Source organism: Streptomyces sp. NPDC041200, from assembly GCF_055591805.1.
Genome location: NZ_JBVIZF010000007.1, coordinates 254,466 through 268,772, shown reverse-complemented (window position 1 = coordinate 268,772; position 14,307 = coordinate 254,466). Strand labels below are relative to the sequence as shown.

At 74.5% G+C, this 14,307-nt stretch carries 10 protein-coding genes; 6 read left to right on the top strand and 4 right to left on the bottom strand.

From position 1 onward, the window contains the following. Nucleotides 1–11 precede the first annotated feature (11 nt). On the bottom strand, nucleotides 12–518 hold the full coding sequence (locus ACZ6CL_RS19455; protein WP_468937347.1) for a methylated-DNA--[protein]-cysteine S-methyltransferase: 507 nt from the start codon (nucleotides 516–518) through the stop codon (nucleotides 12–14). A 41-nt stretch (nucleotides 519–559) separates the two neighbouring features. Continuing rightward, on the bottom strand, nucleotides 560–2,032 hold the full coding sequence (locus ACZ6CL_RS19450; RefSeq protein ID WP_468937346.1) for an AlkA N-terminal domain-containing protein: 1,473 nt from the start codon (nucleotides 2,030–2,032) through the stop codon (nucleotides 560–562). A 151-nt stretch (nucleotides 2,033–2,183) separates the two neighbouring features. Between ACZ6CL_RS19450 and ACZ6CL_RS19445 the strand changes: the two genes are divergently transcribed. From ACZ6CL_RS19445 to ACZ6CL_RS19420, 6 genes are all read left to right on the top strand, one after another. Then, nucleotides 2,184–2,636 (top strand): CU044_2847 family protein, encoded by a 453-nt coding sequence (locus tag ACZ6CL_RS19445; protein ID WP_468937345.1) that lies wholly within the window; start codon nucleotides 2,184–2,186, stop codon nucleotides 2,634–2,636. A 46-nt stretch (nucleotides 2,637–2,682) separates the two neighbouring features. Further along, nucleotides 2,683–4,878: a VMAP-C domain-containing protein gene (locus tag ACZ6CL_RS19440; RefSeq protein WP_468937344.1), complete on the top strand. Its 2,196-nt coding sequence runs from the start codon at nucleotides 2,683–2,685 to the stop codon at nucleotides 4,876–4,878. A 41-nt stretch (nucleotides 4,879–4,919) separates the two neighbouring features. Beyond that, entirely contained in the window at nucleotides 4,920–5,903 is a 984-nt protein-coding gene (locus tag ACZ6CL_RS19435) for an AAA family ATPase (RefSeq protein ID WP_468937343.1), read from the top strand. Nucleotides 5,904–5,906: 3 nt separating this feature from the next. Then, on the top strand, nucleotides 5,907–10,133 hold the full coding sequence (locus ACZ6CL_RS19430) for an SAV_2336 N-terminal domain-related protein (protein ID WP_468937342.1): 4,227 nt from the start codon (nucleotides 5,907–5,909) through the stop codon (nucleotides 10,131–10,133). A gap of 30 nt (nucleotides 10,134–10,163) precedes the next feature. Beyond that, on the top strand, nucleotides 10,164–11,099 hold the full coding sequence (gene hemC / locus ACZ6CL_RS19425; RefSeq protein ID WP_468937341.1) for a hydroxymethylbilane synthase: 936 nt from the start codon (nucleotides 10,164–10,166) through the stop codon (nucleotides 11,097–11,099). Between the two features lie 174 nt (nucleotides 11,100–11,273). Continuing rightward, nucleotides 11,274–11,774, top strand: a complete 501-nt coding sequence (locus ACZ6CL_RS19420; RefSeq protein ID WP_468937340.1) for a hypothetical protein — start codon at nucleotides 11,274–11,276, stop codon at nucleotides 11,772–11,774. 48 nt (nucleotides 11,775–11,822) lie between these two features. On the opposite strand, the gene ACZ6CL_RS19415 is transcribed toward ACZ6CL_RS19420, so the two are convergent. Beyond that, nucleotides 11,823–13,229: a phytoene desaturase family protein gene (locus tag ACZ6CL_RS19415; RefSeq protein WP_468937395.1), complete on the bottom strand. Its 1,407-nt coding sequence runs from the start codon at nucleotides 13,227–13,229 to the stop codon at nucleotides 11,823–11,825. Between the two features lie 79 nt (nucleotides 13,230–13,308). Beyond that, a complete protein-coding gene (locus ACZ6CL_RS19410; RefSeq protein WP_468937339.1) occupies nucleotides 13,309–14,136 on the bottom strand; it encodes an inositol monophosphatase family protein in 828 nt (275 codons plus the stop codon). Between the last annotated feature and the right edge of the window lie 171 nt (nucleotides 14,137–14,307).

Below are 14,307 nucleotides of genomic sequence, written 5' to 3'. Positions count from 1 at the left end.
CGGAGGAATGCTCAGAAGAGGGCCGGGAGCTGCCGCCGCCGCGCCTCGAAGGCCAGCAGCCGCCGCTTGCGGTCGAGGCCGCCGCCGTAGCCGGTGAGGCTGCCGGTGGAGCCGACGACGCGGTGGCAGGGGACGATGATGCCGACCGGGTTCTTGCCGTTGGCCAGGCCCACGGCGCGGGAGGCGGCGGGCTGTCCGATGCGGTCGGCGAGCTGTCCGTACGTCCAGGTCTCGCCGTACGGGATGCGGCGCAGCTCGTCCCAGACACGGCGCTGGAAGGGCGTGCCGTCGAGCTGGAGCGGCAGGTCGAACTCGGTCAGCTCGCCCGCGAAGTAGGCGCCGAGCTGGCGGACGGTGGTGGCGAAGGGGGCGTCGTCGGGGTCGCCGGGGGCGCCGAAGGTCTCCTCGGGCGGGCGGTGGCGCTGGTCGGTCATGTAGAGGCCGGACAGTTCGGCGCCGGTGGCCACCAGGGTGAGCGGGCCGTACGGGCTGTCGACGGTGGTGTGGGTGCGGGTCACGGGTGGATTCTCCTGGTTCGTGCGAGCCCGGCGCAGGCGGTTCAGGCGGGGAGGCGGTTGATGGCGTGGGCGCCGTCGTTGGCCCAGAGGTACTGCACCGCGTACGCGCGCCAGGGGCGCCAGCGGGCGGAGCGGCGGGTGAGGGCGCCGGGCGTGGTGGGGAGGGACAGGTCGGCGGCGGCCTTCCGGACGCCCAGGTCGGTGGCAAGGAACGCGTCCGGGTCGCCCAGGCCGCGCATCGCGATGAGTTCGACGGTCCAGGGGCCGAGTCCGGGCAGGGCGGCGAGGCCCGCCCGGGCCTCGTCCCAGTCGCTGCCGACGCCGAGCGCGACCCGCTCCTCGGCGAGCGCGCCGATCAGCCCGGTGAGGGTGGCGCGACGGGTGCGCGGCATGGCCAGGGCCTCCGGGTCCAGCCCGGCGAGGGCCCGCGCGGTCGGGAAGAGGTGGGTCAGGCCGCCGCCGGAATCGGTGACCGGGTCGCCGTGCGCGGTGACCAGCCGGGCGGCGAGGGTGCGGGCGGCGGCCGTGGAGACCTGCTGGCCGAGGACCGCGCGCACCGCGAACTCCTCCGGGTCGACCGACCGCGGCACCCGCCGCCCCGGCGCCTTGTCGACCAGCGGGGCCAGTTGGTCGTCGGTGCGCAGCAGGTCGTCCACGGCGGCCGGGTCGGCGTCCAGGTCGAGCAGCCGACGGCAGCGGCTGATCGCCCCGGACAGGTCGCGCAGGTCGGCCAGGGACAGCTGGCAGGCGATGTGGTCGGGGCGCGGGGCGAGGGCGACGACCCCGGGCCCGTACGGCAGCCGCAGGGTCCGCCGGTACGCGCCGTCGCGCCACTCCTCCACACCGGGTACGGCGGTGGCGGCGAGGTGGCCGAAGAGGTTGTCCGGGCACAGCGGCGCCCGGAACGGCAGCCGCAGCGTCAGCGCCCCCGGCACGGCGGGCCCGGGCTGCCTGCGGGCGCGCACGCGCAGCTCGGACGGGGAGAGCGCGAAGACCTCCCGTACGGTCTCGTTGAACGCCCGGATGCTGGCGAACCCGGCCGCGAAGGCGACGTCCGCCATCGGCAGTCCGCTGGTCTCGATCAGCAGCCGCGCGGTCTGCGCCCGCTGCGCGCGGGCCAGCGCGAGCGGTCCGGCGCCCAGTTCGGCCAGCAGCTGCCGCTCGATCTGGCGGGTGCTGTAGCCGAGCCGGGCGGCCAGCCCCGGTACGCCCTCCCGGTCGACGACCCCGTCGGCGATCAGCCGCATGGCGCGGGCCGTGAGGTCGGCCCGCTCGTTCCACTGCGGCGACCCGGGGCTGGCGTCGGGGCGGCACCGCTTGCAGGCCCGGAACCCGGCCTGCTGGGCGGCCGCCGCGCTCGGGTAGAAGCGCATGTTCTCGGGCTTCGGACCGACGACCGGGCAGCTCGGACGGCAGTAGATGCGGGTGGTGACGACGGCGATGAAGAACCATCCGTCGAAGCGGGCGTCCTTGGCCCGTGCGGCCCTGAGGCACCGGTCGGTATCGGTGTACATGGCTCCAGCATCGGCCACCGCGCGCCGCCGGGCTCGCGGGAATCCGACATCGACGTCCGAGCGCGGCCCGCCGCCTCGCAATGACAGTCCCGTAGGGGGATTTCGCGACGAAAGAGCAGACCGGAGGCCTGGTGATCGGCATGATGAAGACGTGACGGAACACCGAGAGATACCTCTGGCAGACGGCACCTCCGTACGGCTGGAACTCGCCCCCGTGGGGGACGCCGTACTCGCGGACCCCCACGGCAGCGTAGGCGGCGTGGGGGGCGTGACCCCGGTGGGGCGCGCGACGCGGGCCGCGGCCGCGCTCGCCGACGCCGGTCTCGGCGTCGTGCTCCAGGGGCTGGGCTCGGTGCTCCAGGACGTGCACGACGCCGTCCGCTCCGCGCCTCAGCCGCCGCAGGAGTTCACCGTCCAGTTCGGCGTGCAGGTCGGCCAGGACCTCAAGCTCGGCATCGTGGGGGCGAACGGGAACGCCAGCCTCACCATTTCGGCCACCTGGCGGCCGACCGAGCAAACGCCCCCGGAGCAGCCCCCGCCGGGCGAGCCGACACCCCCGCAACAGCCACCGCACCAGCCGCCCAGCCCCGACCCCGCGGTCTGACGCGATGGGCTGGTTCCACCCCCGCGGGTCCGCGCCGCGACCTGCCGTGTCCATCCTGGCCAAGGATGACGGAAGACCGGCGGGCGCCGGGGTCTTGCTGCCCCAGCACCACCTGCTGACCTGCGCTCATGTGGTCAACAGCGCCCTCGGCAAGGACATGCTGGCCCCGGACCACCCGGGAGCGGTCACCGTCTCGGTCCGCGTGCGCGGACCGGAGCACACCGTCGAGGCCGACGCCGAGCTGACGGCCTGGATCCCGCCCCGGCGGGACGACGGCGGCCTGGGCGCTTTCGAATGGAGCGGCGACCTGGCCGTACTGCGGCTGGCGCCCGGAGCGCTGCCGCCCGCGTTCGAGCCGCCGCGCTGGCACCCCATGGCCCGGCGGCAGTTCGTCCGCGCCTGGCACGGCAGCGGCGAACCCGGGGTCTTCGCGGACGCCGAAGTGAGCGCCTGCGACGAGCGGTTCGGCTACTTCGACGGAGCCGAGCGCACCCTCGACGTCGAACCCGCCTACAGCGGCGGCCCGCTGTGGTCGAACGAGGAGAGCGCCGTCGTCGGGCTCGTGACGGCGAAGCTGCACGTGCGGGGCGAGCTGCGGCGCGCCTGGGGCATCCCCTGGCAGCGCGTGGCACGGGAGTTGCGGCACGCCGGGGTGGACCACCTCCTGCCGCGCCCCGACGAGGACGTACGCGACCACCCGGTCTACGCGGAGCTGACGGCCCTGCTGGACGGACCGCTGTCGCTGTCCGAGGGCTGGGTGCGGTGCTGCCGCGCGGTCGCCCGCCAGTGCGGCCTGGACCACCGCGCGGACGGCGCCCCGTCCGCCGACGAGTTCGCCCGGCTGCTGCTCTCCCGGGGGCGCGCCCTCCCGGCGCTGGTCGAGGCGGTGCGCCCGACGTCGGGGCAGACCGCCGACGCCCTCCTCGTCCTCGGGCGTCGGCACGGTCTGCCGAAGCTGCTCACACCGGGCGAGTACGAGGGGCTGCTGCGGCAGTTGCGCGCCCTGCCCCCGGCCTCGGCCGCCGGTGTCCCCGGGGCCGTGCGGGCGGCGCTGTCGCTGGCGGCCCTGCCCAGCGCGCTGCTGGCCGGATTCGGCGGCGAGACCTGCGGTGACGGCGTCCACGAGAGCGGTGGCACCGGGCGCTTCGAAGCGCTGATCGCCCATCTGGAGGGGCTGTACGGCGACGGCTCGCCGACCGAGGACCTGGAGGGGCTGTACGGCCCCGGCTCACCGGCCGAGGGCGGCGGCATGGCCGTCCCGGCGCTGCTGCGCGCCGTGGAGTTCGTGGCCGCGGGCTGCCGCCAGGCGGCGGCGCGGCGCGCCGAGCTGTGGCACTGGAACGCGGCCGTGGCCCGCCGCCTCGGCGTCCACGACGCGGCGTTGAAGGACCGCCGCCACGACGCGCGGCGGTGGGCCCGGGGCGCGTCCGACGGCTCCGCGCCGCCCCGGGTCGTGGCCAAGCTGTCGTCGCTGTCGTCCTGCGGGGCGGGGCCGGGCGGCGCGGCGGTGGCGGACCCGGACGAGCCGGAGCGCTACCGGCTGCGGCTGTGGTGCGACGACGGTGACGGCCTGCGCCAGGTGTCGGACGACAGCGAGCGGCCGCGCACCGCGGAGGAGGCGGCCCGGGAGATCCTGGACGCGGTCGGCTCGCTGCGCCGCCCGGACCCGGCGGGCCCGCGCTTCGTCATCGAACTGATCGTGGACCGGGACACCTTGGAGGTGCCCGCCGACTCCTGGAAACCGGCCGGGGCCGGGGCGCTGCTGCCCCTCCCGCTCGGCGCGCCGTATCCGCTGGTCGTCAACTGCCCGGAGCTGCGGGAGCTGAACGGCGAGGCGATGCTGGACCAGTGGCGGGAGCGCTGGGCCCGGCTGGACGCCGAGGAGCCCGTGCACATCGACGACGCCTCGGCCCCCGACCCGGAGGCGGTGTGCGGGCTGCTCATGGAGCGGCTCACCGCCCATGTCACGGTCGACGTCGCGGCCCACCGGCGGGCGGGGGTCGTCCAGATGTGTCTGGCGGCGGGCGTTCCGGTGGTCCTGTGGGACCGCAGCGGGCAGCCGGGCTCACCGGCGGTGCGGCACGCGACCGGGGTGAGGGCGCGTGAACTGCCCGAGGAGATACGGCGATACCGCACGAAGACCCTGCAGAAACCGGCCGAGTACCCCGGGCGTCCCGTCCTGGCGTGGGCCGACGCCGGGCGGGCGCTGCCCCGGCTGGACCTCGTGGACCCCACGGAATGACGGCGATGTCCGCTGACGCGGACCGAGAGGGAGGTTCCCCGATGAACGCACGGGAGCAGCACGAACAGCAGGGCTGGCGGCTGTTCCGGGGGGACGGCGTACCCCGGCGGGTGGAGATGCCGCCCGCCCCGCCGTGGCGCCGCTTCGGCAGCGGTGCGGGTGACCCGGACCGGGCCGCTTCCGGGTCCGCCCAGCCGTCGCCGTATCTGATCTCGCCCGAGCACGCGGACGTGGTCAACGCGGCCCTGCATCTGCGCCGCCCGCTGCTCGTCACCGGCAGCCCGGGGACCGGCAAGTCGTCCCTCGCCCGGGCGGTCGCGCACGAACTGGGGCTGGGCGAGGTGCTGCGCTGGCCGGTCAACAGCCGGTCCACCGTGCAGGACGCGCTCTACCGCTACGACGCGATCGGGCGGCTCCGCGAGACCAACCTCATGCGGGAGCGCGGTGAGGCCGAGCCCGACATCGGCACCTTCGTACGGCTCGGCCCGCTGGGCACCGCGCTGGTGCCGGGCGAACGGCCCCGGGCGCTGCTCGTCGACGAACTCGACAAGGGCGATGTCGACCTGCCGAACGACCTGCTGACCGTGTTCGAGGAGGGCGAGTTCGAGATCCCCGAACTCGCCCGGCTGCCGGAGGAGCAGTCGGTGGTGGAGGTGCTCACCGAGCGCGCGGGCGAACGGGCCACGGTGCGGCGCGGCCGTCTGGCCTGCGAGGAGTTCCCCGTCGTCGTGATCACCAGCAACGGCGAGCGCGACTTCCCGCCCGCCTTCCTGCGCCGCTGCGTACGGCTGGAACTGCCCACCCCCGACGAGGAGCGGCTGCGGGCGATCGTCACCGCGCACCTGGGGGAGGAAGCGCTGGAAGAGGTCGACCAGCTGCTGGAGGTCTTCCTGCGGCGGCGCGCGGCGCGCGAGCTGGCCACCGATCAGCTGCTGAACGCCGTGTTCCTGCGGTCCGGCGGGGTGGACGTGACGGCGCAGGGGCTGCTGGAAGCGGTGCTGCACCGGCTGGGCGGGGCGGTGTGACCCATGGCCGGAGGGGGTGACGCCGGGCGGTTGGCGCGGCTGGACGAGGCCATCACGGTCCTCGCGTCCGGGGGCGTGTACCTGTCGCGGGAAGAGCTGCTCGACGCCCTCTGGCTGGCCGGGCGGCTGCCCGAGCGCGACGCGGCGGGGGCGCCCCTGGAGCGTGCGACGGCGTGCGACGGCGCGCCCCTGCCCGGCGTGCGCCCCGGGCCCGCGCGCCCCGCCGCAGCGACCGCACCCGCCGTAGCCCCCGCCGAACAGCCCGCTCCCAGGCAGGACGCCCAGCCGACGGCCCCGCCCCCACCGCAGAAGCAGGAGGCACGTCCGCGCCCCGCCCCCGCGCGCCCGGCCCCGAACCGTCGCCCCGCCGACCGCGCGCCGCACGGCCTCTACGGCGGTGGCCATACCCCCGACACGGAATCCCCCGACGCGCGCCGCGGGCTGCCGCTGCGCGTGCCCGAGGACAAGGCGCTGCACCAGGAACTCTCCATCGGCCGCGCCCTGCGCCCGCTCAAACAGCACCGCCCCAACCCGCTGAAGCGGGAGTTCGACGAGGTCGCCACCGCGGCGGCGCTCGCCGAGACCGGTCTGCCGGACGTGGTCACCCGCCCCGCCCGCGAGCGCTGGCTCGACCTCGCGCTCGTCGTCGACGACGGCACATCGATGCTGCTGTGGCGGCGGCTGGCCGTCGAACTGCGTACGGTGCTCCAGCGCTCGGGCGCCTTCCGCGTCGTACGGGTGCTCGGCCTGCACACCCGCGGCGGCGGCGCCCCCGCGCTGCGCACCCGGCCCTACGACCCGGACGCGCCCCACCTCCCCACGACGGCGCTCTCGGACCCGTCCGGGCACACGCTGGTGCTGGTGGTGAGCGACGGCGTGGGGTCCGCGTGGCGCGACGGGCGGATGGCGCGGGTGCTGACGCGCTGGGCGGGCGTGGGGCCCACCGCGGTGGTGCACGCCCTGCCGCCCCGGCTGTGGGACAGCTCCGGCATCCGGTCGCGGCGCTGGCAGGTACGGACCCGCAGGCCCGGCTCGGCCAACGCGGACTGGGCGGTCGCCGACCCGGTGCTGCCCGCCGCCCTGGCCCGGTTCGACGGGGTGCCCGTGCCCGTCCTGGAACCGGAGGCCGGGCCGCTGGCCGACTGGGCCCGGCTGATCGCCTCCGCGAGCGGCACGGCCGTCCTCCCGCTGCTCGCCCCGCCCCGCGGCGCCCCCGCCGCCGCCCGCCCGGCCCCAGCCCCTTCCGCGGCCGATGAGCTGGGCCGGGTCCAGCTCTTCCGGGACGCGGCGTCCCCGGAGGCGTACCGGCTGGCGGCCCATCTGTCGGCGGTGGCCCCGCTGCCGGTGCCGGTGATGCGGATGGTGCAGAAGGCGGTGGACGGGCGGTCCGACACCGGTCGGCTGGCCGAGGTGTTCCTCGGCGGGCTGATGCGCCCGGTCGAGCCGCCCGCGTCGGCGGGCCCCGACCCGCTGCCCCCCGAACACCGGCCCTTCGCCTTCACCGACGCCGCCCAGCGGGCGCTGCTGGGCGCGGTACCGCTGGCCGAACTGGTCGCGACCAGCCGCACGATCGGCCGCCGCCTAGAGGAACTGGCGGGCCGCTCCCCCGACTTCCCCGCCTGGCTGGCCCACCCGGCAGGCCCCGACCGCCTCCCGCCCGGCGCCCACCCGTTCAGCACGGTAGAGCGACGGCTCGCGGCCCGCCTGGGGGCGCCGTCGCAGTCCTCGGCTTTCGCGACCAGCAGGGCGGCGCAGCAGTGGCGCCGCCTGGGGCCCGGTGATCCGCACTCGATCGGTCCGTACCGGCTGACGATGGCCGGACCGCCGGGCGCGCGGCTCACGCCCTACCTGGGCCAGGACGCGTACGGCGCGGAGGCCGTCCTCCAGATCGCCCACCATGCGCGCGGGCCGGAGGCCGCCGCGCTGCTGGCCGTGGAGGCGGAGGCGCTGCGCCGGATGGACGGCCACTACGCCCGCCGTCTGCTGCGCGAGGGGCTGGAGGACGAGGTTCCGTGGATCGCGGAGGAGGCCTTCATCGGGGAACGGCTGGATTACGCCCTGCGCGGCGATGCCGAGCGATGGGGAGACCGGCCGGACGACGCCCTCCGTACCGACCCCACCGCCCCCGCGCGGTGGGACGGGCACGCCGCCCTCGCGCTCGCCCGCAAGGTCGCGGACGCGGTGCGCCTGAGCGTGGACGCACGCATAGTGCACGGCGACCTCACCCTGAGCACCGTTCACATCGCAGGTGAGGACGTCCTCCTGACCGACTGGTCGTCGGCCCGCATCGACGGGGTGCCGTCCCCCGCGTCCGCCGATGGCCACCCGCCGACCCACGGTGACGTCCAGGGCGCCCTGGGCGACATCCTGCTGTGCCTCGGTGGCGGGGCGCAGACACGTCACCCCGAGCCGGGGCTCTATTTCATGCCGCGCTGGAGCGGCGCCAAGTGGGAGCCGCTGCGCGCCCTGGTGATGTCGTGCCGGAAACCGGCCGAGCCCCGCCTCTCCGTGCGCCAGGTCTGGGAATTCCTCACGCGCTTCCAACCGGATACCGAGTCACCCAGGACGCGCCCCCGGCCCCCCGCGAGGGACGATGCTTCCGAACCGGACGGCGGCCTGCCGTCGTTCGAGGAGTTCGACGGCTACCGCAGGCTCGGCGGCAGCGGGGGGTACGACGTCTATCTGGCCCGCTCGGCGCGCAGGTCCCGCGATGTGGTGATCCGTACCGCCCCGGGTGCCCACCGGGAACTGCGGGCCGAGGTGGAGGCGCTGCGGCGGATGTCCGGGCACTACGCGCCACGGCTCGTCGCCAGCGCGTGCAATCTCGACCCGCCCTGGATCGCGACGGAGTTCGTCAGCCTCCCCGACGGCTCCCCGGCCCCGCCGCTGTCCTCGTTCCTCACCGAGGATGCACCCCGGCTGGACCCCGTGCACGCCGCCACCATCGGCCTGCGCCTCGCCGAGGCGGTGAACATGTGCGCGCTCAAGGGCATTACGCTCCGGAAGCTGACGGCGGACAGCGTGCTCGTCCTCGGCCGTACGGTGAAGCTGACCGGCTGGACGGACGCGGCCATCGACGACGTCAACAGCGCCCACGCGGACAACGTCTACGCCCTGGGGGTGATTCTCCGTGCCATAGCCTTCGGGCAGCCAACCCCTTCGATCTTCGCGGACGAACAACTGTGGCGCGACCCCCAACTACTCTCGATCATCGGTGCCTGCCTCAGCGACCGCCCGGGCCGCCGCCCGACGGCCGGTCATGTGGCGGACGTCATCGTGCGGTGCCTGCCGTCCACGCAGACGTATCCCGACATCGCGCCGTTCGACGTGGAGTCCACGGACGCCCAGATCCCAGCCGAGGCATCGGACGCCCCCGCCCCCACCCCCCAGTCCCGGCCCCGCCGCCTGACGTCCCGCTTCCGCTTCGGCGGAAAGGCCCAGCGGCAGCGCAAACTCGACCTCATCCGTACACCGCTGACGACCAGCCACCGGATCGCGGTGATCAGCCGCCCCCTCGGGGTGGGACGCACCGCCACGACCCTCGCGCTCGGTGCGATCTTCGCGGGCGAGCGCCAGGACGGCGTGATCGCGGTCGACACGATCCCCGGCGGTTACGGTCTCACCCGTCGCGTCCAGCACGAGACCGCGCTCACCATCCGTGATCTGGCACAGAATCCGCTGCTCGACCACCGTCCCGAGCAATTCACCACGCGGAAGCCGTCCGGGCTGGAGATCCTCGCGGGGGACTACAACCGGAGCCTGTCGACACCGGCAGCCCCGGTCACCGACGGGGAGTACCGCCGTGTCATCGAGGCGCTGAGCAGCCGCTACTCGATCATCCTCAGCGACGCGGACACCGATGCCGTCCACACCAGCATGCGGAACGTGCTCGACCTCGCCGACCAGCTGATCATCGTCACCTCCCCGTCCGTGGAACGCATGAGCAGCGCGCACCCGACCCTGAACAGGCTGGCCGAGGAGGGCCACGCGGACCTGGTACGGCACGCCATCACCGTGGTCAGCACGTCGCACGCGACCGGGGCCGGGCCGAGCGACGACCTGGTCGAGGGGTTCCGGGCCCGCTGCCGTGGCGTGGTGGTCGTACCGTACGACGACCACGTGGCCGCCCTGGGCGACATCGACCTCAACCGGCTCGCCCCCAAGACCCTCGACGCGTACGTCGACCTTGCCGCGCTGGTCGCGGAGGGGTTCGCCGGGGCCGGACATTAGCGCCCTCGCAAAGGGCCTATCCTCTACGCCATGTCGTCCGCCGAACTCATCCGCATCGTCTCCCGTTCCTCCCCCATGGCCCTGGCCCAGGTCGAGCGGGTCCGCACCGAGCTGGCCGCGCTGCGGCCCGGTATCCGTACGGAGGTCGTGCCGGTCACGACGTCCGGCGACCGGTGGATGGGGGATCTGTCGAAGCTGGGCGGGAAGGGCGCGTTCACCAAGGAGGTGGACGCCGCGCTGCTGGCGGGTGAGGCGGATCTCGCGGTGCACTGCATCAAGGACGTGCCCGCCGACCGGCCGCTGCCCGCGGGCACCGTCTTCGCGGCCTACCTCAAGCGGGACGACATCCGGGACGCGGTGATCCACCCCGACGGGCTGACGCTCGACCAGATGCCGGAGGGGACCCGGATCGGCACCTCGTCGGTGCGGCGCGTCGCCCAACTGGCCGTCACCCACCCGCATGTGGAGTGCGTCCCGATGCGCGGCAACGCCAACCGGCGGCTGGAGAAGATGGCGGCGGGCGACTGCGACGCGCTGATGCTGGCCGTCTCGGGGCTGGAGCGGATCGACCGTACGGACGTGATCAGCGAGATCCTGCCCGTGGAGACGATGTGCCCGCCCATCGGGGCCGGGGTGCTGGGCCTGCAGTGCCGGGAGGACGACACCACCACGATCGAGGCGGTCGCCGGGCTCGGTGACTCCGACGTGTGGAAGGAGATCACGGCCGAGCGGATGCTGCTGCACGTGCTCCAGGGGCACTGCAACTCCCCCATCGCGGGCTACGCCAAGGCCGAGCGGGACGGGCGGCTGTCGCTGCGCGCCCGGGTCTTCAGCCCGGACGGCAAGACGGTGCTCGACGCGCACGAGTGGGCGGGCCCGCTGGACCCGGCCACCCTGGGGACGTCGGTCGCGGTGGCGCTTCTGCGGCAGGGTGCGCGCGAGGTCATCGACAACATCCCCCACTGATTTCCGGCCACACGCCCGGAGAGTCATCTGATCGATCGAATTTCCTCATTTTACGATCTGGCGTGCTTATTTCGGCACGCACCGTAGGTCATGGCGGACCGGGTCGCGACTGGGCAGCCTTGGAGGCGTTTTCAGCGCATTCGCACCCATCCGACCTCCGGGAGGAAGACGGACATGACCTCGACGACGAACCGGGCCGAGCAGGGACCCCGCCGACGCGGACTGCGACGCACGCTCTGCGGCGCCGCCCTGGCGTTCGGCCTGGCGGCCCTCACCCCGCTCACGGCCGAGGCCGCGCCCGAGCAGAGCGCGAGCTACGGCAGTCTGCCCAACGAGGGCCGCTACCCCGAGCAGACGGCGTGCTCGGGCCGCTACACCCAGCCGAAGATCCCCGGTGGGGCGACGAAGAAGGCGGTGCACCAGGGCCGCACCATCACCCTGAAGTACTTCCACAACTCCGGCTGCGGCTCGTTCGCCCGCATCGAGAACGCCCCGCAGGGCTGCGCGGCGCACAGCAACCGGCTCGACGGCTCCAAGATCGTGTGGGTGGCGGAGACGGTGGCCCCGGGCGTCGACCACGCCGACACCAAGGTGGTCAACAACCTCGACGGCCGGAAGTCCCGGGCCGTCTTGATCTGCGACAACCAGACCCTGGCCTCGACCGCCTGGTACTGAGCCCCGTCCGGTGAGCGTCGGTGGACCCGCCCCCTCGGCGGGTCCCCGCTACCGCCCCCGCAGCCGCCGCCACACCGCCCGCGCCGCGTGGTGGCCCGACATGCCGTGGACGCCGGGGCCGGGCGGGGTGGCGGAGGAGCAGAGGAAGACGGCGGGGTGGGGCGTCGCGTAGGGGACGCGGGCGAGCCGGGGGCGGATGACGGCCTGCAGGCCCTCGAAGGCGCCGCAGGCGATGTCGCCGTCGACGTAGTTGGCGTTGCGGGCGGCGAGTTCGGGGGGACCGGCCGTCGCGCGGGCCAGCACCAGGTCGCGGAAGCCGGGGGCGAAGCGGTCGAGCTGGCGCTCGATGGCGTCGGTGAGGTCGCCCGTCCAACCGCTGGGGGCGTGGCCGTAGACCCAGAAGGTGTGCTTGCCCTCGGGGGCGCGGGTCGGGTCGAGCAGGCTGGGCTGGGCGGAGATCAGGAAGGGGGTGGCCGGGGGGCGGCCCTCGAACGCGGAGCGCAGGGCGGTGCCGATCTCGCCCGCGGTCGGGCCGATGTGGACGGTCCCGGCGCGGCGGGCCTCCGGCGCGGTCCAGGGCATCGGCCCGTCCAGCGCGTAATCGATCTTGAAGGCGCCGGGCCCGTAGTGGTAGCGGCGGTACGCGTTGCCCAGGCCGGCGATCCGGGCCAGGGCGCGCGGTGAGGTGTCGAAGACGTACGCGCGCGCCGGGGGCAGCTCGTCGAGCCGCTTGACCGGCGCCCCGGTGTGGATGACACCGCCGTGCTCGCGCAGATACGAGCCGAGCGCGTCCGCGATCGACTGCGAGCCGCCGCGCGGGACCGGCCAGCCGACCTCATGGGCCGCGATCGCGAAGATGAGGGCGAGACCGCCGGTGGCCGGGGCGCTGGTGGGCGCGATGGCGTGCCCGGCGAGCCCGGCGAGTATGGCCCGCGCCTTCTCGCCGCGGAAGCGGCGGCTGAGGAGCGAGACCGGCAGGACGGCGTTCAGCCCGAAGCGCGCCCAGGTCAGCGGGTCGCGCGGCACCCCGTCCCACTGGGCGCGCAGGACGTCGGGGGCGAACGTGGACCATTTGCCGAGGTAGGGCGCGACGAGCCTGCGGTACGCGCCCGCGTCGCGCGGGCCGAGCGACCGGGCGGTCTCGCCGACCGAGCGGGCCAGCACCGCCGCGCTGCCGTCCGGGAAGGGGTGGGCGAGCGGCAGCTCGGGGTGCAGCCACTCCAGGCCGTGCCGCCCGAGCGGCATCCGGTCGAACGCCGGGGAGCCGATGGCCAGGGGGTGCACGGCGGAGCAGGGATCGTGCCGGAAGCCGGGCAGGGTCAGCTCTTCGGTGCGGGAGCCGCCGCCGATCGCGTCGGCGGCCTCGAAGATCTCCACCGCGCAGCCGCGGCGGGCGAGTTCGACCGCGGCCGTCAGCCCGTTCGGCCCGGCACCCACCACTACCGCGTCGAGCATCGACGGCACGTCGGCCTCCTCCTCGTCGTTGAGGAACAGCGTCCTTGAGGACCGGTGTCCTCGAAGATCCGTAAATCGGTCAGCCGGCGGCGGCCAGCAGGCCCAGGATATGCCGTACGGTCGCCTCATCCCGCGCCGCCGTGAAGGGAAGCGCGTTGCCTCCGGCGATACGGAACGGCTCGCCCGCGAGCGTCGCGCTCGCCCCGCCCGCCTCGGCGACGAGCAGCAGCCCGGCGGCGTGATCCCAGGCGTTCTCCCAGGTGAAGGCGATCGCGTCGAGATGGCCGCGGGCGATGTTCAGATACTCCAGACCGGCCGAGCCGCACGGGCGCGGCTCCACGCCGTCGGTCAGCAGCCCGGACAGGGCGCGCTTCTCGCCGTCGGTCGTGAAGTCGTAGTGGGAGATGGCGACTTCGAGCGTCTTGCCGGGCTCCGGGGCACCAGCCCGGAGCGGTTCGCCGTTGAGCACGGCACCCCGGTCCCGGCGCGCGATGGCCATCAGGTCCTGGGCGGGGGCGTAGGTCCAGGAGGCGAGGAGTTCGCCGTGGTGGGCGAGGGCGACGAGGGTCGAGAAGCCCGGCTCGCCGTGGACGAACTGGCGGGTGCCGTCCACCGGGTCGACGATCCATACGGGCGCGTCGCCGCCGAGGTGCTTCAGGAGGCCGGGATCGGCGTGCACGCCCTCCTCCCCCACCACGACCGAACCGGGCAGCAGTGCCGTGAGCGAGGCGGTGAGGTGCTCCTCGGCCTGCCGGTCGGCGGTGGTCACCAGGTCGTGCGGGCCCTTTTTCTCCACGATCTCGTGGGCGGCGAGCTGCCGGTAGCGCGGCATGATCTCCACAGCGGCCGCCGACCGCACCGCCTGCTCCACCTCGGAGAGATCACTGGCGAGAAAGTCATCGAACATTCGCACATCGAATCACGCGCCGCCGACAACCGGTGACCGGGCGGCGGCCGGACGATGGCATCGGCGTGAACGCCTACGGCCGCTGCGCAACCCATTGACACATGGCTGAAACGCGACCTACTTTTCCAGCACCACAATTCACTAGTGAATAGATATTCACTTCCAAGGACG